Raw genomic sequence first — 23,506 nt, 5'->3', positions numbered from 1 at the left:
TTATCGCCGCCCCTCACGCAGCCAACCAGCCAGCAGGAACCCGCCAGCCAACAGCAAGACCAGCCAGGGCGGCAGCAACCCGGCCTGTGTGACATCGCGCGTCTCATAGGCGTTTCTTTGGGTCAGACCGATCCAGCCGCGCCCCGAGGCCGGCCGCCCGGCGCGCACATTGCGGATCGACGGCAGCCCGTCCTCCAGACGGACAACACCACCGCGCAAATCTGCCAGAAGCGGTTCCAGCAGGTCGCCGGTTGCTATCGTCTGCTCGAACTCTTTCGGCGCAGCGGGCCCAAGACCGATCACCGCTGAATTCTCATCTTCTTCAAGGCGGTAGAGCCCGATCTCAGGTCCGATATATTGGGCCTCGAACCGTCCCGGTGACACCTCATCAAGCGTGATGTCCAGCGTTTCGCCATTTGGGCGTGTCACGGTCACGGTTCCAACCTCATCGCTGAGCGTCTGGCGGATGATGCGCATGACCTGACCGTTAGCTTCGGCCCACAGGGCTTCTTCCTCAAGTTCGGGTTCTTTCATCATCCAATGCGCAAGCCTGCGCAGCAGTTCCAGTTGTGGGCCACCGCCTTCGAAGCCCCGGCTCCACAGCCAGGCGTGGTCCGACGCCAAAAGCGCCACGCGTCCTTCGCCCACACGGTCGAGCACCAGCAACGGCCGATCATCAACCCCGGACATCAACGCCTCACCTGACCGGTGTTTGACATCGATCTGACGCAGCCACGCGCCCCAGGTTTCGGGATCGCCGAGATCGGTTGTAACCGGGTGGCGCTGACCAAGATCCGTGACTTTCGGCACATAGCGTTCCTCGATCACACGCGCTGTCGGCTGCGCGGGCAGGATCGGAGCAAGCGGAGATCGGAAAATGCTGTCAGCCGTCGCAAAATCCGGCCCGGCTGCAATCAGAACCGCGCCGCCTTCGTTGATGTAGTTGGTGACATTGTCCAGATAGATCGCGGGCAGGATGCCGCGACGCTTGTAGCGGTCAAAGATGATCAGGTCGAAATCGTTGATCTTCTCAAGAAACAACTCGCGCGTCGGGAAGGCGATCAAAGACAGCTCGTCCACCGGCACCCCGTCCTGTTTTTCCGGTGGACGCAGGATGGTGAAGTGGACGAGATCAACAGAACTGTCCGATTTCAGAAGGTTACGCCATGTCCGCCCGCCCGGATGCGGTTCTCCGGAAACAAGCAAAACCCGCAGCCGATCACGGACGCCGTTCATCTGAATCAGCGCGGTATTGTTGCGATCGGTCAACTCGCCCTCGGCCTGCGGCACCGAGAACTGGATGACGTTCCGCCCACCATGTGGGAGCGTTATGGGAAGCTCGACATCCACCCCGATGGGAATGCTAAAGCTTTCCGGCGCGGCCCCGTCGACCGAGATTTCAAGCGGCGCGGTGACTGCTCCGGCAGGTGCGGCGCCGCTGTCCTCGACCCGCAAGGTCAGCGTCACGGGCTCTCCGATAATGGCAAAGGCAGGCGCGTTGCGGACAATCAGCCGACGGTCCCAATCGCCGGCACGGCCGGTTTGCAGCAGATGCAATGGCGCGGGCAGGTCCGGGGCCTGATCGACGTCATGCACGATACCGTCCGAGACCACCAGTATCCCGGCGATGCGCGCACGGGGTTCTTCCGCCAGCGCCTCGTTGAGGGCAGCCATCACCCGCGTGCCTTCATCCCCGTCACCGTTGCCGACGGCGATGCGGCGCAGTTCGGTATTGTCGCGGGATTCGATTTCTGCCGCCAGTTCCTCTGCGGCCCGTGCCGTCTGATCGGCGCGATCCGACAGGGTCTGACTGGCGCTTTCATCCTCGATCATCAGGACGATATCCGTCAAAGGCGCGCGATCCTCGACCTGATAGACCGGACCGGACAGCGCCGCGACAACGACCAAAGCCGCCAACCCGCGCAAGGCCCAGCCGGATAGTCCGCGCCACAGCGCAAGAATGACGCCGCCCAGCGCAACCCCGGCGACAATGGCCAATACCGTCCATGGGATCAGCGGATCAAAGATGACGGTTCCGGTCATTGCCCCAACCTGTCTAGCAAAGCGGGCACATGGACCTGATCGGATTTATAGTTCCCGGTCAGAACGTGCATGACCAGGTTCACACCGAAACGATTTGCCAGTTCGCGCTGACGTTCGCCGGCATAACCGCGGCCAACCGGCAGCAGGGCCTGCCCGTTTCGGTCGATGGCCCAGGCACCGGCCCAGTCATTGCCGCCGATCACCACCGGGGTGACATTGTCGTTAAGGTTTCGGAACGGCATCCCTTCGATCTGTTCCGCATCCGGCGGCGCGGCTTCGACCCAGACCTCGGCCCCACCATATCGTCCAGGAAAATCCTGCAGCAGATAAAAGGCACGTGTCAGAACATGATCGCGCGGAACAGGCTCTAACGACGGGATATTCAAAGGTCCGGCCAATTGTTGAAGCTTGCGCCCGTTTGGACTGGCGGCGCCAAAACGGGCCACATCCGAGTCGCGGGTATCAAACAGGATCATTCCACCCGAGCGCAGATACGCGTTGAGTTTCGCGTACGCCTCGGAGGAAGGCTGAGGCTGGTCAGGTGTAATGGGCCAGTAAAGAAGCGGAAAGAACGCAAGTTCGTCGCGTTCCAGATCGACGCCGATTGGCTCGGCTGGTTCCACGGAAGTTCGGAACAACAGCGTTTGCGAAAGCCCGCGCATACCGGCCCCTGCAATCGCATCCACATTCTCGTCACCCGTCAGTACATGAGCCAGAACCAGTTCCTGCGTGGCGCTTAGCGCAAATTCGGTGTCTTCGGGTGATTGGGCCTGTACCTCGGGGGTCAGCATCAATGCGCCAAGGGCCACCACCGCCGTACGCGCCATGCCCAACCGCCCGGACAAGGCCAGCGAGGCGATCACGTCCACGGTCAGCAACAGCAGCGCAAGGCTCAGCAACAGGCCCCCGATCGGGGTTTCCGTGTTAACCTCCTGCCCCCTGATCGTCACATCCCCAGACCAAACCACCGGCTGGAATGTCGCGTCATCGGTCAGCACGTTCAGCGCCAGTTTCTGTTTACCGCTTTCATACAGTCCCGGCCGCAATTCCGGACCGACCGCCCGAGATACTAGATCAACACCGTCCACCCCGGCCAGATTGCCCGCATCCGAAAGCGACCCGAACCCGTCCAGAACTTGAATCGGCTCCCAGACGGTGCCCTGCAACTGAGCCTCCTGCCGGGATTTTGCGGCCGAGGCCACGGCCAGACGGTCCAGCATTTCAACAAACAAACCGGACAGTGGAACAGTCGACCATTCCGCGTCAGCCGTGACGTGAAACAGGACGACCTGGCCCAGACCCAATGTCTTTCGCGTGACCAGCGGCGTTCCGTCAGACAGCGATGCAATCACCCGATCGGCCAGATTAGGGTATGGTTGGGCCATGACCTGCGTAGTGACAGTCACATCACCGGGGATCTGCAGGCCATAGAATGGCGAGCCTTCGACAAATGGCGCCAACCCCTTGGCTTCTCCCCAACTCATCGCGCCGCCGACCGAACGCCCGCCGCTTCGCAGACGAACCGGCAGCAAGGCGTCCTCATCCTTGCGGCCCAGATCACTTGCCGCCATGCGCGGGCCGGCAAAGCGCAGCAACAGCCCACCCTGTTCGACCCATTGAACCAGTTCAGCCTGTTCCGTGTCAGAGAGTTTGGCCACATCGGCCAGCACGATCACATCAGGGTTAGCAGGCAACACGTCCAGCAGACCGCCATCGACAAAATCAGCGGTCGGTCTGAGAACCTGCGTGAGATAATGCAGCGGTGACAATAACTCCAACCCCTCGCGGTTCAGCGTACCGGCGATCAGGGCAACCTCGCGCCGCCTCAGGCTGTCATCGGTCAGCGTCGTGGTCCCGGCTGAGCGCTGGCCTTGAATTTCGAACCGCGTAATCCGGGCGCGCAACTCGGAAGGCAGTGACAGATCAACCTGCGCCTGGCTTTCACCATCCTCGAACGTCACATCGACCGATTGCAGAACGCGCATTGCACCTGCGGGGTCGCGGCCCTGAGCCAGGATCGTCAGCGACATGGCCGGTCCGGGTTCCGACCGCAGCGCTGTCACCTGAATAACGCCGTCCTGATACGCTGCGGGCAATAGTGCAAAAATCGGCGCAGACGGGCGGTAGACCGTGACGCTCCCGCGCCCCTGTAGGGCGGACAACATCCGGTCGTGGCCGGGGTAGTTCAGCCGGTCGCTGAACCAGCGTGTCTCGAACCCGCCGTCAACATCGGCTAGCGCCGCCAATACCTGATCCAACTGTTTCGGGTTGGGCTGCCAAGGCATCGGCATCAGGCCCGGCAGGCGCCCGCGCCATGCCTCAGCGGCCTGAAATACAGGTGTTTCCGGGTCGGTCAGGCGTAAAATCGATACGGGGCGACCGGCACGGCCGGCCTCGGTCAATTGCGCGTCGATCTGATCCAGCGTAGCTGACCAACGCGTTCCACCGGCCCAACTGGCGTCCAGAACCATCAGAAGCGGCCCCGATCCTGCCTGATCGCGCGACGGGTTCAGAACCGGCCCGGCCAGCCCGATGATGATCGCCGCCGCCGCCAGCATCCGTAACAGCAGCAGCCACCACGGGGTCCGGTCCGAGACGCTTTCGTCATCTTTCAACCCAAGTAGCAATGTAACCGCCGGGAACAGTCGGCGAATGGGTGCCGGTGGCACGGCGCGCAGAATCAGCCACAGGATCGGCAGGGTCAGAAGGCCCAGCAGCACCCATGGGGCTGTAAATCCGATGCCTGCCAGAACCGTCATTGCGTACCCCCGTCTAACGCACGATAGAGCCACAACAGAGCCGCTTGCGCGCTTTCACCGGTGTGGTGCTGACCCAGTTGCCAGCCAGTTGCACGACAAAGCTGTGTCAGCGCATCCTTGCGCGCGGCCAACCTGCCAAGATAGCGGTCGCGCAGATCTCCGGCCTTGAGGGTTTCATGCCGGACCGAGCCACCGACGCTTTCGAAAATAGTGCGTCCCTGGAAGGGAAAGGTCTCCTCGCCGGGGTCCAGAACCTGCAGCAACACACCGCGAACGCCGCGATCCGCAGCCTTGGTGAGCGCCAGTTCAACCTCATCCAGCGGACCCAGGAAATCAGAGATGAACACAGCCCGGGCATGCGGAACCATGGCCCGGTGTTCCGGTGGTGCATAGTCGACCTCGGTGTCCTCGGACCAGGCTTGCGCCAGCCGGATGATCTGGGCGTTGCCCCGCCGCGGCGGCAGCGTGGTGCCGGTCAGTCCGACGCGCTCACCACCCCGCACCAGCAAGATCGCTGTCGCCAGACCCAGCAGCCGCGCCCGGTCCGCCTTGGCCGGCAGCGCCCTGTCCGAGGCAAACCGCATCGATGCACCCTGATCCACCCACAGCATGATCGACTGGGCGATCTGCCATTCCCGCTCGCGCACGAACTGCTGATCCCCCCGCGCCGAGCGTCGGTGGTCGATAAGACGGCGACTGTCACCGGCCTGCGCCGGGCGGTATTGCCAGAAATCGTCGCCCAGGCCCGAACGCCGTCGCCCGTGGTCACCCAGCAAGACGGTTCCGGCCAGATGTTCGGCCCGCGCCAAAAGGGGCGGCAGCCGGGACGCCTCGGCCTCGGATCTTTCACGAAGGGTCAGCGCGGCATTCACGCCGCGGCCTCGGTACGCACCAATCCGGCGGCGGTGGTGTCGATCAGGCTGGCCAGACTGTCGCCACGCGCACGCGCTGCAAAGTTCAGCGCCATGCGATGGCTGAGTACCGGACGCGCCATGTCCAGCACATCCTCGGCATTGGGCGCCAGACGCCCCTGCAACATCGCGCGGGCGCGTACGGTCATCATCAGCGCCTGTGCCGCCCGGGGGCCAGGGCCCCAGGCGACTGTTTCAGAAACACGGTCCGAAACGCCCGGTTCTTCGGGGCGGAAGGCGCGGACCAGATCAAGGATCAGTTCGACCACCGATTCACCCACCGGCATCCGGCGCAACAGGACCTGTGCCGCCAGCAATTCCTCTTTGGTGAAAATCTGGCTGGCCTCGTCTTCTTCCACGCCTGTCGTCGCCAACAGAATGTCCCGTTCGGTTTGGCGATCCGGGTATTCAACATCGATCTGAACCAGGAACCGGTCCAGCTGCGCTTCGGGCAATGGATAAGTGCCTTCCTGTTCGATCGGGTTCTGCGTTGCCAGCACATGGAACGGGACACCCAGCGAGCGATCTTCGCCCGCGACCGTCACCGTGCGCTCTTGCATCGCCTGAAGCAGCGCCGACTGGGTGCGCGGGCTGGCGCGGTTGATCTCGTCCGCCATCAGCAATTCGCAGAAAATCGGGCCGGGGATGAACCGGAAATGACGGCTGCCATCATCGGCGGTATCCAGAACTTCGGACCCCAGAATATCGGCAGGCATCAGGTCAGGCGTGAACTGGATGCGGTTGCCATGCAGGCTCATCACGGTCGACAGCGTTTCCACCAGCCGCGTTTTACCCAGCCCGGGCAGACCGATCAACAATGCGTGACCACCACATAAAAGCGCCGTCAGGGTCAGGTCCACGACCCTCTCCTGCCCGATAAAGCGGCGGGTGATCGAGGTCTTGGCCTCTTGCAGCTTGTTTTCCAGCGCTTCGATCTCGGCGACGAGGTCGGCAGGTTCGGACATGGTTTTCCCTTCCGTGGACGAATATGATTGAAGTGTATCGCGCTGACAGGAAATGGCAAAAGCAATGAGCGGACAAAAACCTGTGACACCTTCTCCCGATGGTCTTGCGGCCTCGGTCAAATCAGTCAAAAGGCGGGGTTTACCGCCCGTTCACCTTTGGAATCCTCCGTTTTGCGGCGATCTGGACATCCGTATCGCCAAAGATGGTTCGTGGAGTTATTTAGGTTCACCCATCAACCGTTTCGAGCTTGTGAAGCTTTTTTCCTCAATTCTTAAGAAAGAAGACGGGAAGTATTTTCTGGTGACCCCGGTCGAAAAGGTGGGAATCACCGTCGAGGATGCACCCTTTGTCGCCGTGGACTTTGACAACACCGATGAAAGCGGTGCGCAAGTCCTGACGTTCACAACCCAGGTGGGCGATACGGCTGCCGCAGGGCCCGATCACCCGATCCGCATTGTCATCGATCCGGAAACGAATGAGCCGTCCCTTTACATATTGATGCGCGCAAACCTTGAAGCGCGTGTTGACCGCAAGAGCTTTTACCGCCTTGTAGACATTGGCACTGACCATGACGGCTGGTTCGGTGTCTGGTCAGGGGGCGTTTTCTTTCCCCTGATCCAGTCTGATGCGCTGGAGCGTAACTAGGCCAGGCGCACGGACCTTCGGTCTTGTGCCAGCACAACCGCCAGCGCGACGATGCCCGCGCCCAGCGCGCGGGTCCAGTTCCACTCATCTCCAAGCATCACCATGATCAGCATCACGTAGAACGGCGCGATGTTGATGTGAAACGAAGCCAGCGCGACGCCCAGCCTTGCGATGGAACCGACAAACAGAATCTGACTGATCCCCATCGAAATCAGCGCATAGATCGCCAGCATCCCGACCTGATCAACGTCAATCGGAGCAGACGGCAGAATATCCATCCCCAACTGATGCGACAGGATCATCAGAATGGTCGCCATGACCAGACCACCGACAAAAACGATCGTGGTGCGCCCGGTCTGGCTCAGTTCGGGGAAATCCCTCGCCGTTGCCTGACTAGCCCAACAGAACAGAGCCGTTGAAAGCACGGCGCAGACCGCGCCCAAGCCCAGCTGCGCCGGGGCCATTGAACTGGTGGCGATCAGGCCTCCGATAATCGATACAGCAACGCCAAGGGCAAAGTTCCACTTGAGACGCCGCGTACCTGCGGCAAGCTCGAGCAGGGTCGCCGTCAGCGGGGCGCAGGACGCGATGATCGCGACGGTGACGGGATCCGTCAGTTTCTGTGCGAGGATGATCAGGAACATGCCGGTGCCTATGCCAAGCCCGCCCACCAACAGCGCGTGCCGCCACCGTGCGCGAAGAACACGTGTCGGACCGTCGATCAGGATCCAGACCGGCACCAGAACAAGCACCGCCAAAGCCAGGCGCGCCGCCAACAGGGCGACCGGGGGCCAGCTTTGAAGCAAAACCTCAGCTGCCGGAAACCCGGCAGCCCAGCACAGCATGGACGCAACCGCCAGGCCATTGCCCGACAAGGCAGAGCTCTGGCCTTGGGGCACAGACGCGGATTGACCGCGAACGGTTTCAGAGCTCATCGCCATGAATTTCAGACCTTCTGTTGGCAGGGCGTCGCAAAATTGATTCGCCGCACAGGCCCGACGGTCGGCGATGTGCCACCGCTATTCTGGTCGATTTTCGACAATCTGTCGTTTTCAGTCCCTTTCCCGGACATCACCCCGGGTCTAAGGTCCCGGCGAAAGGAACACCGAGCACATGCCAAGATTTGCCGCAAATATCTCGCTTCTGTTTGCCGAACTTCCGTATCTGGAAAGGTTCGAGGCGGCCGCGCGAGCTGGGTTTTCGGCCGTGGAAATACTGTTTCCATACGATCTGGCGGCCCGTGAAACCAGCCGCGCCCTGCTGGAGAACGGGCTTGAGCTATTGCTGATCAATGCCCCACCGCCCAATTACACAGGCGGACAGCCCGGCTATGCCGCCGTTCCGGGCGGCGAAGCCCGGTTTCAGACCGATATCCGCCGGGTCCTGAGATATGCGCAGGTGCTGCGCGCGGGTCAGATCCACATCATGTCCGGCTATGCAGAAGGCTCAGCAGCGTTTGAGACCTTTGTGCGAAATCTTCAATGGGCCGCTGATTTCGCGCCCACGCAGAAATTCACGATCGAACCGCTGAACACGACGTCGCAACCCGGATATTTTCTGAATGACTATGATCTGGCCGCCAATGTGCTGGACCGCGTGGATCGCCCAAATCTCGGCCTGCAATATGACAGCTTTCACGCAGAAATGATCCACGGTGATGCGCTTGCAATCTGGGACCGTTTTCACCCCCTTGTCACTCATGCACAGATCGGGGCGGCCCCCGACCGCGCTGAACCGGGGCGCGGTGACACGGATTTTCCCGCGCTTTTCGATGCAATGGATTGCTGCGGCTATATTGGGTGGGTCAGCGCCGAATACACACCGTCAACAGACCGAACCGCAGCCTCGCTGGGCTGGATGCAGGGATGGGGTACTGGAATTCAGGCCTGAAATGCCACACATGGGGGGCAATCAACTGACAGGATAACCGGATGATACCCGCTCGTTACGCTCATGCCCTGTACGGCCTAATCATGTCTGGTCTGATGTCCTGCATGGTGACCGGCATTGCCACGGTTAAGGCGGTGGGGTTTGGGCCGGGCACACTGAGCGACTGGATCTCATCCTGGATGTTTTGCTGGCCAATCGCATTTACCGTGATCCTGCTGCTGGGTCCCGCAGTGAAACAGCTGGTAGAACGACTGGTCAGGCCCGAAGCCTGACCCGCCGCAAAGATGGCCCGCCGGGCCTGATGCGCGGCGCGTTCCCCGGGTTAGTGCGCCTCGGCCCAGTTGGCGCCCTTCCCTGCATCGACAACCAGTTTGACATCCAGCCTGACCGCGGGATCGGACGCGCCTTCCATCACATCGCGCGCGATACGGATCGTTTCGTCCACAGCGTCTTCGGCCACTTCGAACAACAATTCGTCATGCACCTGCAGCAACATCTTGGCGGGCAACCCCCTGATCGCTTCCGGCATCCGCACCATAGCGCGGCGGATCACGTCCGCCGCCGTGCCCTGAATCGGCGCATTGATCGCCGCGCGGCGCGAAAACCCGGCATGCGGCCCTTTGGCGTTGATCTCGGGCGTATGGATTTTGCGCCCGAACAAGGTCTGCACATAGCCATGCTCTTTGGCAAAGGCGACCGTGTCATCCATGTATTTCCGTATCCCGGGGAACCGTTCGAAATAGCGGTCGATAAAACCCTGCGCCTCGGCCCTTGGGATACGCAGATTGCGGGCCAGACCAAAGCCCGAGATTCCGTAGATCACACCAAAGTTGATCGCCTTGGCCTGACGGCGAATATCCGGTGTCATTTCGTCCAACGGCACGTCGAACATTTCGGACGCGGTCATGGCGTGAATGTCCAGCCCATCAGAAAACGCCTGTTTCAAGGCGGGGATATCGGCAATATGCGCCAGAATCCGCAGTTCGATCTGACTGTAGTCCAGACTGACCATCACATTTCCCGGCTCGGCGATGAACGCCTCGCGAATGCGCCGCCCTTCCTCGGTCCGCACCGGAATGTTCTGCAGGTTCGGATCGGTCGAGGCCAGACGGCCCGTATTGGCCCCGGTGATCGAATACGACGTATGCACCCGGCCTGTATCCGGGTTGATATGGGTTTGCAGCGCGTCGGTGTAGGTCGATTTCAGTTTGGACAACTGCCGCCAGTCCAACACCCGGCGCGGCAGTTCGTGCTCGGTCGCGAGATCCTCCAGAATATCGGCCCCAGTCGAATACTTCCCGGTCTTGCCCTTCTTGCCGCCCTCAAGCCCCATCTTGTCGAACAGGATTTCGCCCAACTGGGCAGGAGAACCGACGTTGAAATTCTCACCCGCCAGTTCGTGAATATCAGCCTCTAATCCGGCCATTTTCTGTGCAAATGCGTTGGACATTCGGCTCAGAACATCTCGGTCGACCTTGATGCCGTGCATTTCCATTTCGGCAAGTACCGGGACCAGCGGGCGTTCCAGCGTTTCATAAACCGTCGTCACCTGAACCTGATGCAGTTGCGGCTTGAACAGCTTCCACAGGCGCAAGGTTATGTCCGCATCCTCGGCGGCATAAGCCGTCGCCTCGTCAATCGGAACCTTGTCAAAGGTAATCGCCGATTTTCCGGACCCCAGCAGCGGTTTGATCGGGATCGGTGTGTGGCTCAGATACCGTTCGGACAGCGTATCCATGCCATGGCCATGCTCTCCGCCATGCATGGCGTAGGACATCAGCATCGTGTCATCGATCGGCGAAACGTTGACACCATAGCGCGCAAAGATCTTGGCATCGTATTTCATGTTCTGCCCGATTTTCAGGATCGAAGGGTCCTCGAACATCGGTTTCAACAGAGTCAGAGCCTCATCCAGCGGCATCTGCCCCTCGGCCAGTGCATCCGAACCGAACAGATCATCAGCGGATCCATCGCGGTGCGTCAGCGGAATGTAACAGGCCCCGCCCGCCTCCACGCACAGCGATATGCCAACAAGACCGGCGATCATTTCATTGAGGCCGGTGGTTTCGGTGTCCACGGCGACCCAGCCGCGTTCATAGGCCTGATCGATCCATTTCTGCAGCGCGCCTGCGTCCCTGACGCATTCGTATTTCGACGCATCGAACGGAACCGCTTCGGCTTCCTCAACCTCGGCGGCAGGCGCGGGCGCATCTGCAATGACAGGAGCCTCGGCCCCGAGCTTGTCAGCAATACGCTTGGTAAGCGTCCGAAATTCCATCTCGGCCAGAAAACCCAGCAGGGTTTCGGCATCCGGGTCCTTCACCTCCAGATCGTCCAGCGAGAAATCCAGCGGCGTGTTTTCGTCCAGTTGCACCAGTTTCTTCGACAACTCGATCTGGTCACGCTTCTCGATCAGGGTCTGGCGGCGTTTGGGTTGTTTGATCTCTTCCGCACGGTCCAGCAGGGTTTCGAGATCACCAAATTCGTTGATCAGCAGCGCTGCGGTCTTGACCCCGATCCCCGGCGCGCCTGGCACGTTATCCACACTGTCCCCGGCAAGCGCCTGCACATCCACCACGCGCTCCGGCCCGACGCCGAATTTTTCGACTACGCCGTCGCGATCGATACGCTTGTTTTTCATCGCATCCAGCATCTCGACCCCGTCACCGACCAGTTGCATCAGGTCCTTGTCAGAGCTGACGATGGTCACACGGCCCCCCGCCGCACGCGCCTGAACCGCCAGCGTGGCGATGATGTCATCCGCCTCATAACCCTCCAGTTCCTTGCAAGCGATATTGAAGGCGCGCGTCGCTTCACGGGTCAGAGGCATCTGCGGGCGCAGGTCTTCGGGCATTGCCTCGCGGTTAGCCTTGTACTGATCATAAAGATCATTCCGGAACGTGTGCGAGCCCTTATCGAAGATCACCGCCACATGAGTCGGCGCATCCGCCCCGGCGTTCCCTTCCACATATTTCTGCAGCATGTTGCAAAAGCCCGACACAGCACCGATCGGCAAGCCATCGGATCTCCGCGTTAGCGGCGGCAGCGCGTGGTAAGCCCTGAAAATAAAGGCCGATCCATCGATCAGATGCAGGTGACACCCTTTTCCGAAATTGCTCATGCGCGCTCTCCCTGTCGGTCAGGGATGGTTCTGCCACAGGGGCGCTCGGGTGGCCAGTCAAGAAGGTGATCTATCTGGCGCAGATATGTCGACCTACGCTGTGCTGAATGCCCTGCGTGCCTTGTCCCAACGCAACCCCGTGCGATCTGCGATCATCTGCATCTGCTTGTTCAGCGAGCGATCATTCAATCGGCGGTTCAGCGTGCGCAAGGGAATGAGGTTACGTTCCCCGTACCCATCAATCAAAAGAAACATGCGGACCTGACCACGCAGCCCGTAGACGATGTTCTGTTCGTGGATATCGCGCCCCACGATCTGATATTCGAACAGCTTTTGAACAAATCGATTGAGGTCGGCCAAGACTTCCTCGGTCAGCTTGTGCTGCTCACACATCCACAACAGATGTTTTGCCAGTTTGGAGTCTTCGGATTGAACACGCTCCACCACAACCCCCGGCCCGACATCCGTCTGTACGACGCCAAACGACCGCGCCAAAGGCAGTTGCGCAATGTCCTCACCGCTTTTCAACGCGGCTTTCAGCTCACACTCGATCTCTTTCAGGGCGTTGCGATATGCGGTGTCCGGCATGATCCGCCTGATCAACCGCTTGGAAAAGGAACGGTTTCGACGTGTTCGCGGGCGCGTTACCTTGATCAACAGGTCAGGCTGGCCCGGATACGCGTATACGTTTCTGTGGCCGCCTTTTGCCAAGGGCTCCTGATCCGATAGGTGCAAAAGCTGTACTGCACAAAGCATCCGGCCTCCGTTCTGCGCGGCACGTGTCACGCTGTCAGCTTGATGCCTCGCTGCCAGACAGCACGTATTTGCAGTCGCAATAGGGGCATTCAACCCAGCCGGTATCCTCGGGGATCTGCAACCAGACGCGCGGATGGCCCAATGCCCCCTCGCCGCCATCGCAGGCGACACGAGCGGTTTCGACGATCTTGGTTTCCGGCGCTTCGATGGTCACGGCTGGCGATCCTTCTTCGGTTGTCGGCCTCGCGGGCATGTATTAGGTGCGTTTATGAGCGATGAGCAAACCGGGGGCAAGAGCCACATGAGCGATGCGGCAATCAGGATCGAAGGGTTGCGCAAGACCTATCGCGGCGGCAAGGGCCAGCCCGAAAAGCAGGCGCTGAAAGGTATTGATCTTACGGTTCCGCGTGGATCGGTTTTTGGTCTGCTGGGACCGAACGGGGCCGGGAAGTCCACCCTGATCAATATTCTAGCCGGGTTGGTGATAAAATCCGCGGGCAACGTGTCGATCTGGGGCTTTGATCAGGATCAGCATCCCCGCCAGTCGCGGGCGGCCATCGGCGTGATGCCGCAGGAATTGAACCTTGACCCCTTCTTCACACCGCGCGGCGCTTTGGAGGTTCAGGCAGGTCTATATGGTGTGCCAAGGGCGCAGCGCCGCAGCGATGAGATTCTCGAACTGGTTGGCCTGAGCGACAAGGCCGAAGCCTATGCCCGCACCCTGTCGGGTGGTATGCGGCGGCGGTTGTTGCTGGCCAAGGCACTGGTCCACCACCCCAGGATTCTGGTTTTGGATGAACCGACGGCGGGCGTGGATATCGAACTGCGCCAGATGCTTTGGGCCAATGTCCGAAAGCTGAACGAGCAGGGCATGACCATTATCCTGACCACGCACTACCTGGAAGAAGCGCAGGAGATGTGTGACGAGATCGCCATCATCAACCATGGCGAAAAGATCGCGCAGGACAGCACCGCGAACCTGCTGGGCCGCATGGACAGCCGCACCATGGTGATCGTGCCGGACAACCCGGTCGCCGACCTGCCCGCGACGCCGGGGGTTGAGGCCACGCTGCGCGAAGATGGCAACCTTGTCCTTCAGTATCGAAGCGCCCAGACCAGCGCCGAACAGGTTCTGGAATCGGTGCGCGCGGCCAATATTCGTATCCGCGATGTCCGTACCGAAGAGGCCGATCTCGAGGATGTGTTCCTCGCGCTGACGTCCAGCCGCACGGATGATCGCCCGGCTGCCGATCAGGACCAGCCGCGCCGGGGCATGCACCGGGTCAAGCTTTAGGCCCGGTCTATCCGCGCCTGATAGCAGTTGTTTCGTGCAGACCGGACGTGGATATATGCAACGTCCGGGCGGGTGAAAATCTCCGTGACCTTTTTACTGATCTGATCCGTTGCGGTGATCGCGCCGGTGCCATAGACGATCCGGTCGTCCTGCCCGTAGCCCTTGATCAGATAGTCGGGCGATGTGGTCAGAATCTCGGGCAGCGCTTCACCCCCGTACTGCTCGCACGGGGCGGCACATAAGAAGATCGGGCCGGTTTCGGCGTATGGATGTGTCTCTAAAAATGGCCGATGTGCCAATATCAGCATTTCCTCGCCCTCAGGAATGTTCTTCAGACAGTGTCGGCAGGGATTCCCAGCCCCGGTGGAAACAACACGTTCCGGGGTGGCGCCGTAGGCATCCGGTCCTCCTTTCTGAAGGGCGCGTACATTTTCGGTCGGTAATGCGGTGATTTTGAACATTTCGGGTCTCCTTTTGGCAACCATGCCCGTGACCTCAAGCCTAGGCGACCCGTTTCCTGCGCAAAGGACTCGAAAAAGAACAAAACGTGAATATAATATGGAATCGCCATGTATGCCGAACTGTCGATCACATCGAATTTCACCTTCCTCACCGGGGCTTCGCACCCCGAGGAGTACATGGAACGTGCCGTCACCCTGGGCCTGCCCGCCATCGCGATTGCCGATGACAACTCGGTCGCCGGCATCGTCCGCGCCCACACGCAGGGACGCGAGATCGCCCGCAAGGTGCGTGAACGGCTGGAGTGGGAGGCGCAGAACACCTCGATCGGCCCGCCCTGCCCCGATCACATCCCCAAACCGCCCTCTTATCCGGTCCATGCAGTGCCACGCCTGATCCCGGCGGCGCGGCTGATCTTCACCGACGCGCCCACCGTCACCGCCCTGCCCCTGAACCGGCAGGGGTGGGCCAACCTGTGCCGTATCCTGTCGGCAGGTCGTCTGCGCGCCGAAAAGGGCGACTGCATCCTGCATCTGTCAGACCTTTTGGAATTCTCCGACGGTCTCCACCTGCTGCTCTGGCCACAGGCGATCCGGTCCCGGGGCGGCGCGGACGCATGGCGGACACAGGCGCAACAGCTGACGCGCCGCTTTGCCGGGCGCATACACCTGTTGATGCACCCCCGATATGATGGCGCGGATAGCGCATATTTCTCTTTGTTAGAGGCTGAATCCAAGCAACTTGACCTCCCCACACTTGCCAGCGCCACACCGATGATGCATCACGGTGCACGCCGCAAGCTGGCCGATGTGGTGACCGCCATCCGCCTGCGCCGCAAGGTCGACGAACTGGGCCGCGATGCGCTGACCAACGGGGAACAGCGCCTGCGATCCGAGGCCGAGATGCTGCGCATTTTCAAAGGCCATGAGGGTGCTGTTGCCCGCGCCCATGCGCTCAGCGAAGAACTCACCTTTTCGCTCGACGAGTTACGCTATGAATATCCCAGCGAGGGTAGCGAGCAGGAAACCCCGACTCAACGCCTGCATCGACTGGCGCATGAAGGGCTGAAATGGCGTTACCCTGCAGGCGCGTCCGAGAAAGCCAAGAAGATGCTGGCGCATGAGCTCACCCTGATCGGCAAGCTCAAATACGAACCCTATTTCCTGACGGTCCGCGACATCGTCAAATTCGCCCGGTCCCGCGATATCCTCTGCCAGGGGCGTGGCTCGGCGGCCAACTCTGTCGTTTGCTTCTGCCTCGGCATCACCGAAGTCAGCCCCGAGATGGGCACAATGGTCTTCGAACGTTTTGTCTCGGAAGCCCGCGATGAGCCACCCGATATCGACGTGGATTTCGAACATGAACGCCGCGAAGAGGTGATTCAACATATCTATGACCGCTACGGTCGCGAACGCGCAGGCCTCTGCGCGACGGTCGTGCATTATCGCGGCAAGCGCGCCATACGCGAGGTCGGCCGCGCCATGGGCCTGACCGAAGACACCATATCTGCGCTCTCGTCACAGCTCTGGGGATTCTTCTCGGCTGCCGGGCTCGAGGCGCACCGGATGCGCGAAATCGGCCTCGATCCCGAAGACCGACGGCTAAAACAGACTCTAATGTTGGTATATGAGATCGATGGCTTCCCCCGCCACCTGTCGCAGCACGTGGGCGGGTTCATCATTACCGAGGGGCGGCTGGACGAACTTGTCCCCATCGAAAACGCCACCATGGAAGGCCGTACGGTTATCTGCTGGGATAAGGATGATATCGACAGCCTGGGCATCCTCAAGGTCGATGTTCTCAGCCTCGGGATGCTGACCTGTATCCGCAAGGCGTTTGATCTGATCGGGCAGCATCATCAGACCGATTACACATTGGCCACCCTGCCGCCCGAGGATCCGGCGGTTTATGACATGCTGTGTGTGGCCGACAGTGTGGGCGTGTTTCAGGTGGAATCACGTGCACAGATGAACTTTCTGCCGCGGATGAAGCCGCGCAAATTCTATGATCTGGTGATCGAGGTCGCCATCATCCGCCCCGGCCCCATTCAGGGCGACATGGTCCATCCCTATATCCGGCGGCGGAATGGCGAAGAGCCGGTTGTTTTCCCGTCTGATGCGTTGGGTGAGGTGCTGGGCAAGACCATGGGCGTGCCGCTGTTTCAGGAACAGGCGATGCAGATCGCCATCGTGGGCGCGGGTTTCACCCCGGAACAGGCTGACCGATTGCGCCGTTCACTGGCAACATTCAAGAAACATGGCAATGTCAGTGAATTCCGCGCCCTGTTTCTGCGCGGCATGAAGCGCAACGGCTATGAGGATGATTTTGCCGAGCGTTGCTTCTCGCAGATCGAAGGCTTCGGCTCATACGGCTTCCCCGAAAGCCACGCGGCCAGCTTTGCGCTGCTGGTCTATGCTTCGGCCTGGATCAAATGCCACCATCCCGGCATCTTCGCCTGCGCGCTGCTGAACTCGCAGCCGATGGGGTTCTATGCCCCGGCCCAGATCGTGCGTGATGCGCGCGAGCACGGGGTTCAGGTCCGCCCGGTCTGCATCAATGCCAGTTTCTGGGACAATGTGATGGAACCCGATGGCCATGGTGGGTTGGCCCTGCGGCTGGGGTTCCGCCAGATCAAGGGTCTCAGCGAGGAAGACGCCAGTTGGCTCACCGCCGCGCGCGGCAATGGCTATCATCAGGTCGACGATGTCTGGCGTCGTGCGGGCCTTGGCCCCTCGGTGATCGAACGCCTGGCCGAGGCCGACGCCTTTGCCGCCTGCGACCTGACCCGGCGCGACGCGCTGTGGCAAGCCAAGGCGATTGCGACCGCCAAACCCTTGCCGCTGTTCTCGCAGGATCTGGAAGGTGAGGCGCTGGATGAGCCCGAAGCCTACCTGCCACAGATGACATTGGGCGAGCAGGTGGTCGAGGACTACGTCGCCACCCGTCTCAGCCTCAAGGCGCATCCGGTGGCCTTGCTGCGGCACCTGCTGACGCCGGGCCAGCGCGACAAAACCACCCCTGTAGCCTGACCAGATAACCGGATATTGCCCAAGAACAGAGTCGAATCCCAGGATCGTCATGACCCGCCCCACCCTACCCCCACGCTTTCCGGCGACACCGGACCAGATCAACGCGCAAGTCCGCGCTTTCTATGCACGTGTGCGCGAGGACGTCGTACTTGGCCCGATCTTTGCCAACCATGTCGAAGACTGGCCCGCGCATGAGGAAAAGATCGCCGCCTTCTGGCGCAATGCCATCCTGTTCGAGCGCAGCTATGACGGTAACCCGCAGCGAGTCCATATCGAACGACCCGATGTGAAACCCGAACTTTTCGCCCGCTGGCTCGACCTGTTCGAAGAAGTCGCCACCCAAACGCTACCGCCTGAAACCGCCACGCCGTGGGTCGCATTGGCTCGTCGCATCGGCGTGGGGATGAAGGCCGGGGTGCAATCGGCACGCCAGCCCAAGGACGCGCCGCCGATCTTGCAATGACCTCCGATCATGGCGGCTTTGCCATGTTAGCGGTAAAATAGGGGCTATCCGCCCCCGGAAAATGTGTTTAGTCAAAGGAAAAGCCAGCCCGAGAATTCATCCGGGCTGCCGCGTCGATCGCAACCACACCGACCCACGACCCGAGGCCAACTGATGAGCACTCAAAACTCCACCCTTCGGGGACTTGGCTACGCGTTTCTGGGCTTTGCGGTCTTTGCCAGCCATGACGCGCTGATCAAGGTCCTGGGCGGCACCTATTCGGTGATGCAGATCATCTTTTTCGCCACGCTGTTTTCCTTTGTCCCCATGGCGGTCACGATCCTGACCGACCGGACGACAGGAAACTTTCTACCCCATCATCCATGGCTGGTCCTGCTGCGGTCCGGACTGATGGTCACGGCCATGTCCTGCGCGTTCTATGCCTTCTCGGTCCTCCCGCTGGCCGAGGTCTATTCGCTGCTGTTTTCCTTCCCGCTGATCGTCACGGTCCTGTCGATTCCGATTCTGGGCGAGGTGGTTCGCGCGCAACGCTGGGCCGCGGTCGGCGTGGGCCTGATCGGCGTGCTGATCGTTCTGCGCCCGGGCACAACGGATATTACGCTGGGCCATCTGGCCGCCCTGACGGCCGCCTTCTGCAGCGCCTTTGCCTCGGTCCTGGTACGCAAGATCGGAAACGAAGAACGCTCGGCCGTTCTGATCCTCTACCCCATGCTGCTGGCCATCGTGGTGATGAGCCTCGCCCAACCGGCGGTGTATCTGCCTCCATCACTGCTGCACCTGGCGATGATGGCCCTTGTCGGCGTTTTCTCGGTGATCGCACAGCACCTGATCATCATAGCCTATCGCGCCGCCCCCGCCGGCGTTGTTGCACCCAGCCAGTACAGCCAGATCATCTGGGCCACGATATTCGGAATGGCATTCTTTGGCGAACAGCCCGACGGCTGGGTCGCTGTCGGCGCCAGCATCATCATTGCTTCGGGCGTATTCGTGGTCTGGCGCGAAAGCCGGTCCAATACCACTTCGGCTAACACCCCGGTTCTACGGGTCCGATCGCCAAGGTCGGATACGGGGGCGTCGAGACCAGGGGAGTAGGCCGCCTTCAGGTTTCCTTGCACCTGATCCGGAAATTGCCGTTAGCGTCGGCCTCATCAAAACGCTCCATACCTCGAACCAGATCACATAGTTTTGCATAACCATAACTGCGTGGGTCAAAGTCCGGATAAATTTTGCCCAATTGCCGTTCAACAAAGGGCAATGTCGCCCAACCATCCGGATCATTTGTATTTTTGACGGCGTTTCGGATGAGTTGAAAAGCGTGGTTTAGACTCTGTTTTTTGTATTTTTTGCTGTTTTTCCCCGTGCTCTTTGCTTCGCAGGACTCTTTTTCGATATTCTCGATGTAGATGAACCTTTTGCAGGCAGCCACAAACGCTTTCGGGGCTTTCCGTTCCCCTATTCCAAAAACGTCCAGCCCCTGCTCTCGAATACGGCTTGCCAGACGCGTGAAATCACTGTCGGAGGAGACCAGCACAAATCCGTCAAAGCGGCCAGTATGCAGGATATCCATAGCGTCAATCACCAGCGCAATATCGCTGGCGTTTTTGCCTTTCGTGTTGGCGAATTGCTGATGGGGAACGATGGCGAACTCTACCAGAGTATTGGCATTCCAACCCTGGGGCGAGCTATTGGAGAAATCCCCGTAAATCCGCCTTAAACCTGCTTCGCCCAATATGGCGATTTCTTCAAAAATTTCAGCAGCGTGTTTTGCGGGAACGTTGTCCGCATCAATTAGAACCGCCAGCCGGTCCGTACTCATTGTCGTCACTTCAATTCCTCAAATCAGAATTTAATTTGTAATGAGGAATGTATGCACGAAAAGAGGCGGGAAAATGCCCGCCCCGTGATTTTTTAATCTGATCAGTAAACGACGACCGATCGAATACTCTCACCCTTATGCATCAGGTCGAAGCCGTGGTTGATGTCGTCCAGACCCATGGTGTGCGTGATCATCGGATCGATCTCGATCTTACCTTCCATGTACCAGTCGACGATCTTGGGCACGTCGGTCCGGCCACGGGCGCCACCAAAGGCGGTGCCGCGCCACGAACGACCGGTGACCAGTTGGAACGGACGGGTCGAGATTTCGGCCCCCGCAGGGGCCACACCGATGATAATCGATTCACCCCAGCCCTTATGCGCCGATTCCAGTGCTGCGCGCATCACGCCGACATTGCCGGTGGCGTCAAAGGTATAATCCGCGCCGCCTTTGGTCAGATCGACCAGGTAAGGCACCAGATCGCCTTCGACTTCGTTCGGGTTCACGAAATCGGTCATCCCGAACTTGGTGGCCATCTCGACCTTGGACGGATTCAGGTCGACGCCGACGATCTGATCCGCTCCGGCCAGACGCAGGCCCTGAATCACGTTCAGGCCGATGCCACCCAGGCCAAACACGATGGCACGGCTGCCAATTTCCACCTTGGCAGTGTTGATCACCGCGCCGATGCCGGTGGTTACACCGCAGCCGATATAACAGATCTTGTCGAAGGGTGCGTCCTCGCGCACCTTGGCCAGCGCGATTTCCGGCAGAACCGTGTGGTTCGAGAAGGTCGAACAGCCCATGTAGTGCAGGATCGGATCGCCATCCAGCGTCGAAAAGCGCGAGGTGCCGTCGGGCATCAGGCCCTGACCTTGCGTGCTGCGGATCGCCTGGCACAGGTTGGTTTTGGGATGCAGACAGTATTCACACTCACGACATTCCGGAGTGTAAAGCGGGATCACATGGTCGCCCGGCTTCAGGCTGGTCACACCCGGACCAACCTCAACCACAACACCTGCGCCTTCGTGGCCCAGAATGGCCGGGAACAGGCCTTCGGGGTCAGCACCTGAAAGGGTGAATTCGTCAGTATGGCAGATGCCGGTGGCTTTGATTTCAACCAGAACCTCGCCCGCCTTGGGGCCTTCAAGGTTCACGTCCATCACTTCCAAAGGTTTGCCCGCCTGAACGGCAACGGCGGCACGGGTACGCATGGTGTTTGTCTCCCTGTCTTAAATTGCCCCGACCCTGCGTCAATTGCAGAGCGTTTTCAACTGCGCTTTGATGGCAAATTGGCTAATTGTTTGATATTGCAGAAACGACATTGTCAGAAAGAGGAACGCCAATGCTTCGATTAATCCCGCTTGTGATCCTTCTGGCAGCCTGTACCGACACCAGCATTCCCGAAGATGTCGCCGCCACCCCCCAAGCCGCTTCGGTGGAACTGGCCTTTTGCAAGGGGGAACCCTTTGCCGATTCCGTTGGCCAGCCGGTCTCGAGCATCCGGGCGGATCTGCCCGAGCGAGCCCGTGTACTGGGCCCGGATGACATCGCCACACAGGATTACCGCATCGACCGGCTGAACGTTTACGTGAACGGGGCCGGGATCGTTCAGCGGCTGGCCTGCGGGTAGGGGTCGGACTCGACTCTGGCATCGATTCTCAGATAAGAACAAAATAAGAACACTTTGATGTCTGCCGATGCCCAAACGCCGAATACTTTCGCTGTGGTTCCCCCGTCTGGGGGCTGAACGGCTGGTCCGCGCCGCGCGGGGCCTGCAGGATGGGCCTTTGGCCGTGGTGGCCGAGCAGTCCAATATGCAGGTCGTCACCTCGCTGAACGCCGAAGCCCAGGCCGCCGGTCTGCGCGTGGGTCAGCCGGTGCGCGACGCCCATGCCATGTGTGCAGCACTTGTGACACGCCCCCGTAATGCCCCGGCCGAGGCCGCGTTTCTGACCGCGCTGCGCCGCTGGGTGGGCAAGTTCAGCCCTTGGGTGGCCGAGGAATCACCGGACGGGCTGATTGTCGACCTGTCGGGCTGCGCGCATCTGTTCGGTGGCGAAGAAGCGTTGCTGAGCGTGATCGAGACCGACTGCGCCGATATGGGGCTGAGCGTGCAGATGGGCATCGCCGACACGTTGGGGGCCGCCTGGGCTTTGGCGCGCTATGCCGGGCAAGAGGCCACGTCCGACCGCAACGGTGACGCCATCAGCCAAGAGGCCCGCGCCACCCGCGCCCGTGCAGGAAAGCGACGGCACTGGACCAAAGGCGGGGCCGCGCCGCAGGTGATGGCACTGGGTGGCGGCGCACGGATCGCAGCACCGGGGCAATCCTATGGCGCGCTCAGCCCCCTGCCCATCGCAGCGTTGCGGCTCGAGGATCAGGTGGTGGCGCAACTGAACCGGCTGGGCCTGCGCCGGATCGGCGATCTGCTGGGCCAGCCCCGCGCCTCTCTGGCGCGGCGGTTCGGGCGAGGGCTGGTGCTGCGGCTGGATCAGGCGATGGGCAGCGCCCCCGAGCCGGTCTCACCCGCCCGTCCGCCGCATCACTTTGCGGTGCGGATGACCCTGCCCAACCCGATCGGATTGGTCGAGGACGTGATGGCCGCCATCGATCGTATTCTGCCCACGCTCTGCGCCAGATTGGAAGAGAAGGGCCGCGGCGTCCGTACCCTACGGCTCGAAGCGCATCGTGCGGATCAGGCGGCCGAGATCATCGAGGTCGGTCTGGCCCGCCCAACCTATGACAAACACCGTATTCGCCCTTTGTTAGAGATGAAGATCGACAAGATCGACGCAGGTTATGGCATCGACATGCTGCGACTTGAGGCGGTTCAGTCCGAGCCCATCCACGCCCGGACCCGAACCGGCCATGCCGAAGCCAGCCGCGCCGCCCGGGAACGGCTGGAGGGTAACAGAGCCGTCGAAGACCTGATCGGAAAACTGGGCGCGCGGGTGGGTCTGGAGGCGATCACACGGCGCCACCCGGCGGCTTCTCACATCCCCGAGAAAACGGCTCAGACCCTGGCCGCCGCGTGGTCGGAACCCGCCCGCAACTGGCCCGTTCCGCCACGCCCCCGGCCTTTGCAGATGTGGCAACCCGAACCGGTAATGGCCCCGGAAACCCCAGAAGTGCCCGGTGCCTTTCGCTGGCGCGGGCGGGACTGGCAGTTGGCACAAGCCACCGGTCCGGAACGCATCGCGCCCGAGTGGTGGCTGGACGATCCAAACTGGCGCAGCGGGGTGCGCGATTACTGGGTGGTGGTGACGGAACAGGGTGAACGGCTTTGGCTGTTTTACGGCCATGGCGGCACCCTGTCGGCGGGCTGGTTCTGTCAGGGGCAGTTCGGCTGAT

General features: G+C 60.7%; 20 protein-coding genes. 9 read left to right on the top strand and 11 right to left on the bottom strand.

The genetic code is table 11. The features are described from left to right. From ACR3EQ_RS14715 to ACR3EQ_RS14700, 4 genes are read right to left on the bottom strand one after another with little or no spacing between them, the layout of a single operon-like run. Nucleotides 1-2,043, bottom strand: coding sequence for a DUF7408 domain-containing protein (locus ACR3EQ_RS14715; protein ID WP_170612896.1), 2,043 nt, complete (start codon nucleotides 2,041-2,043; stop codon nucleotides 1-3). Then, nucleotides 2,040-4,802, bottom strand: coding sequence for a DUF4159 domain-containing protein (locus ACR3EQ_RS14710; protein ID WP_480491055.1), 2,763 nt, complete (start codon nucleotides 4,800-4,802; stop codon nucleotides 2,040-2,042). The genes ACR3EQ_RS14715 and ACR3EQ_RS14710 overlap by 4 nt, the downstream gene beginning before the upstream one ends. Continuing rightward, nucleotides 4,799-5,674 (bottom strand): DUF58 domain-containing protein, encoded by an 876-nt coding sequence (locus ACR3EQ_RS14705; protein ID WP_170612892.1) that lies wholly within the window; start codon nucleotides 5,672-5,674, stop codon nucleotides 4,799-4,801. Before ACR3EQ_RS14705 ends, ACR3EQ_RS14710 begins: the two co-directional genes overlap by 4 nt. Next, complete coding sequence (locus ACR3EQ_RS14700; protein ID WP_480491053.1) at nucleotides 5,671-6,678, bottom strand: AAA family ATPase; 1,008 nt, start codon at nucleotides 6,676-6,678, stop codon at nucleotides 5,671-5,673. Before ACR3EQ_RS14700 ends, ACR3EQ_RS14705 begins: the two co-directional genes overlap by 4 nt. A gap of 64 nt (nucleotides 6,679-6,742) precedes the next feature. On the opposite strand from ACR3EQ_RS14700, the gene ACR3EQ_RS14695 reads away from it, so the two are divergent. After that, complete coding sequence (locus tag ACR3EQ_RS14695; protein WP_480491051.1) at nucleotides 6,743-7,324, top strand: DUF1285 domain-containing protein; 582 nt, start codon at nucleotides 6,743-6,745, stop codon at nucleotides 7,322-7,324. Here ACR3EQ_RS14695 and ACR3EQ_RS14690 read toward each other — a convergent pair. Beyond that, nucleotides 7,321-8,265: a DMT family transporter gene (locus ACR3EQ_RS14690; protein WP_480440982.1), complete on the bottom strand. Its 945-nt coding sequence runs from the start codon at nucleotides 8,263-8,265 to the stop codon at nucleotides 7,321-7,323. The genes ACR3EQ_RS14695 and ACR3EQ_RS14690 overlap by 4 nt on opposite strands. 172 nt (nucleotides 8,266-8,437) lie before the next feature. On the opposite strand from ACR3EQ_RS14690, the gene ACR3EQ_RS14685 reads away from it, so the two are divergent. Further along, entirely contained in the window at nucleotides 8,438-9,214 is a 777-nt protein-coding gene (locus tag ACR3EQ_RS14685; protein WP_170612886.1) for a TIM barrel protein, read from the top strand. A gap of 41 nt (nucleotides 9,215-9,255) precedes the next feature. Further along, nucleotides 9,256-9,486 (top strand): DUF2798 domain-containing protein, encoded by a 231-nt coding sequence (locus tag ACR3EQ_RS14680; protein ID WP_170612884.1) that lies wholly within the window; start codon nucleotides 9,256-9,258, stop codon nucleotides 9,484-9,486. 50 nt (nucleotides 9,487-9,536) lie between these two features. Here the strand turns inward: ACR3EQ_RS14680 and polA are convergent, their stop codons facing one another. From polA to ACR3EQ_RS14665, 3 genes are all read right to left on the bottom strand, one after another. Beyond that, nucleotides 9,537-12,335 (bottom strand): DNA polymerase I, encoded by a 2,799-nt coding sequence (polA, locus tag ACR3EQ_RS14675; protein ID WP_480491049.1) that lies wholly within the window; start codon nucleotides 12,333-12,335, stop codon nucleotides 9,537-9,539. 93 nt (nucleotides 12,336-12,428) lie between these two features. Further along, a complete protein-coding gene (locus tag ACR3EQ_RS14670) occupies nucleotides 12,429-13,091 on the bottom strand; it encodes a YrbL family protein (protein WP_170612880.1) in 663 nt (220 codons plus the stop codon). A gap of 34 nt (nucleotides 13,092-13,125) precedes the next feature. Then, the gene (locus ACR3EQ_RS14665; protein ID WP_170612878.1) at nucleotides 13,126-13,305 is read right to left on the bottom strand and encodes a zinc-finger domain-containing protein; all 180 of its coding nucleotides are present in this window, start codon (nucleotides 13,303-13,305) and stop codon (nucleotides 13,126-13,128) included. An 87-nt stretch (nucleotides 13,306-13,392) separates the two neighbouring features. On the opposite strand from ACR3EQ_RS14665, the gene ACR3EQ_RS14660 reads away from it, so the two are divergent. After that, a complete protein-coding gene (locus ACR3EQ_RS14660; protein ID WP_480491791.1) occupies nucleotides 13,393-14,385 on the top strand; it encodes an ABC transporter ATP-binding protein in 993 nt (330 codons plus the stop codon). Here ACR3EQ_RS14660 and ACR3EQ_RS14655 read toward each other — a convergent pair. Beyond that, nucleotides 14,382-14,846, bottom strand: coding sequence for a DUF1203 domain-containing protein (locus tag ACR3EQ_RS14655; RefSeq protein WP_170612876.1), 465 nt, complete (start codon nucleotides 14,844-14,846; stop codon nucleotides 14,382-14,384). The genes ACR3EQ_RS14660 and ACR3EQ_RS14655 overlap by 4 nt on opposite strands. 108 nt (nucleotides 14,847-14,954) lie before the next feature. Between ACR3EQ_RS14655 and ACR3EQ_RS14650 the strand changes: the two genes are divergently transcribed. The 3 genes from ACR3EQ_RS14650 (at nucleotide 14,955) to ACR3EQ_RS14640 (ending at nucleotide 19,428) form a co-directional block, all read left to right on the top strand. Continuing rightward, a complete protein-coding gene (locus ACR3EQ_RS14650; RefSeq protein ID WP_170612874.1) occupies nucleotides 14,955-17,873 on the top strand; it encodes an error-prone DNA polymerase in 2,919 nt (972 codons plus the stop codon). Nucleotides 17,874-17,922: 49 nt separating this feature from the next. Beyond that, nucleotides 17,923-18,336: a group III truncated hemoglobin gene (locus ACR3EQ_RS14645; protein ID WP_170612872.1), complete on the top strand. Its 414-nt coding sequence runs from the start codon at nucleotides 17,923-17,925 to the stop codon at nucleotides 18,334-18,336. Nucleotides 18,337-18,489: 153 nt separating this feature from the next. Further along, on the top strand, nucleotides 18,490-19,428 hold the full coding sequence (locus tag ACR3EQ_RS14640; protein WP_170612869.1) for a DMT family transporter: 939 nt from the start codon (nucleotides 18,490-18,492) through the stop codon (nucleotides 19,426-19,428). Between the two features lie 7 nt (nucleotides 19,429-19,435). On the opposite strand, the gene ACR3EQ_RS14635 is transcribed toward ACR3EQ_RS14640, so the two are convergent. Both ACR3EQ_RS14635 and ACR3EQ_RS14630 read right to left on the bottom strand, forming a co-directional pair. Beyond that, the gene (locus ACR3EQ_RS14635) at nucleotides 19,436-20,152 is read right to left on the bottom strand and encodes an NYN domain-containing protein (protein ID WP_480491047.1); all 717 of its coding nucleotides are present in this window, start codon (nucleotides 20,150-20,152) and stop codon (nucleotides 19,436-19,438) included. A 101-nt stretch (nucleotides 20,153-20,253) separates the two neighbouring features. Next, nucleotides 20,254-21,366, bottom strand: a complete 1,113-nt coding sequence (locus tag ACR3EQ_RS14630) for an S-(hydroxymethyl)glutathione dehydrogenase/class III alcohol dehydrogenase (RefSeq protein WP_170612866.1) — start codon at nucleotides 21,364-21,366, stop codon at nucleotides 20,254-20,256. Nucleotides 21,367-21,497: 131 nt separating this feature from the next. On the opposite strand from ACR3EQ_RS14630, the gene ACR3EQ_RS14625 reads away from it, so the two are divergent. Both ACR3EQ_RS14625 and ACR3EQ_RS14620 read left to right on the top strand, forming a co-directional pair. Beyond that, a complete protein-coding gene (locus ACR3EQ_RS14625; RefSeq protein ID WP_170612864.1) occupies nucleotides 21,498-21,785 on the top strand; it encodes an I78 family peptidase inhibitor in 288 nt (95 codons plus the stop codon). A 67-nt stretch (nucleotides 21,786-21,852) separates the two neighbouring features. After that, nucleotides 21,853-23,505 (top strand): Y-family DNA polymerase, encoded by a 1,653-nt coding sequence (locus ACR3EQ_RS14620; protein ID WP_170612862.1) that lies wholly within the window; start codon nucleotides 21,853-21,855, stop codon nucleotides 23,503-23,505. Nucleotide 23,506: the final 1 nt, after the last annotated feature.

The sequence above is a fragment of the Ruegeria sp. AN11 genome, assembly GCF_056536005.1.
The sequence above is the reverse complement of the archived record's forward strand: the minus strand, read 5'-3'. Positions and strand labels throughout refer to the sequence as shown.

What these genes read in the sequence shown, in the direction of transcription:
- ACR3EQ_RS14715 (WP_170612896.1), bottom strand. Translation starts at nt 2,043, where the DNA reads ATGACCGGAACCGTCATCTTTGATCCGCTGATCCCATGGACGGTATTG.
- ACR3EQ_RS14710 (WP_480491055.1), bottom strand. Translation starts at nt 4,802, where the DNA reads ATGACGGTTCTGGCAGGCATCGGATTTACAGCCCCATGGGTGCTGCTG.
- ACR3EQ_RS14700 (WP_480491053.1), bottom strand. Translation starts at nt 6,678, where the DNA reads ATGTCCGAACCTGCCGACCTCGTCGCCGAGATCGAAGCGCTGGAAAAC.
- ACR3EQ_RS14695 (WP_480491051.1), top strand. Translation starts at nt 6,743, where the DNA reads ATGAGCGGACAAAAACCTGTGACACCTTCTCCCGATGGTCTTGCGGCC.
- ACR3EQ_RS14690 (WP_480440982.1), bottom strand. Translation starts at nt 8,265, where the DNA reads ATGGCGATGAGCTCTGAAACCGTTCGCGGTCAATCCGCGTCTGTGCCC.
- ACR3EQ_RS14685 (WP_170612886.1), top strand. Translation starts at nt 8,438, where the DNA reads ATGCCAAGATTTGCCGCAAATATCTCGCTTCTGTTTGCCGAACTTCCG.
- ACR3EQ_RS14680 (WP_170612884.1), top strand. Translation starts at nt 9,256, where the DNA reads ATGATACCCGCTCGTTACGCTCATGCCCTGTACGGCCTAATCATGTCT.
- polA (WP_480491049.1), bottom strand. Translation starts at nt 12,335, where the DNA reads ATGAGCAATTTCGGAAAAGGGTGTCACCTGCATCTGATCGATGGATCG.
- ACR3EQ_RS14670 (WP_170612880.1), bottom strand. Translation starts at nt 13,091, where the DNA reads ATGCTTTGTGCAGTACAGCTTTTGCACCTATCGGATCAGGAGCCCTTG.
- ACR3EQ_RS14660 (WP_480491791.1), top strand. Translation starts at nt 13,393, where the DNA reads ATGAGCGATGCGGCAATCAGGATCGAAGGGTTGCGCAAGACCTATCGC.
- ACR3EQ_RS14655 (WP_170612876.1), bottom strand. Translation starts at nt 14,846, where the DNA reads ATGTTCAAAATCACCGCATTACCGACCGAAAATGTACGCGCCCTTCAG.
- ACR3EQ_RS14650 (WP_170612874.1), top strand. Translation starts at nt 14,955, where the DNA reads ATGTATGCCGAACTGTCGATCACATCGAATTTCACCTTCCTCACCGGG.
- ACR3EQ_RS14645 (WP_170612872.1), top strand. Translation starts at nt 17,923, where the DNA reads ATGACCCGCCCCACCCTACCCCCACGCTTTCCGGCGACACCGGACCAG.
- ACR3EQ_RS14640 (WP_170612869.1), top strand. Translation starts at nt 18,490, where the DNA reads ATGAGCACTCAAAACTCCACCCTTCGGGGACTTGGCTACGCGTTTCTG.
- ACR3EQ_RS14635 (WP_480491047.1), bottom strand. Translation starts at nt 20,152, where the DNA reads ATGAGTACGGACCGGCTGGCGGTTCTAATTGATGCGGACAACGTTCCC.
- ACR3EQ_RS14630 (WP_170612866.1), bottom strand. Translation starts at nt 21,366, where the DNA reads ATGCGTACCCGTGCCGCCGTTGCCGTTCAGGCGGGCAAACCTTTGGAA.
- ACR3EQ_RS14625 (WP_170612864.1), top strand. Translation starts at nt 21,498, where the DNA reads ATGCTTCGATTAATCCCGCTTGTGATCCTTCTGGCAGCCTGTACCGAC.
- ACR3EQ_RS14620 (WP_170612862.1), top strand. Translation starts at nt 21,853, where the DNA reads ATGCCCAAACGCCGAATACTTTCGCTGTGGTTCCCCCGTCTGGGGGCT.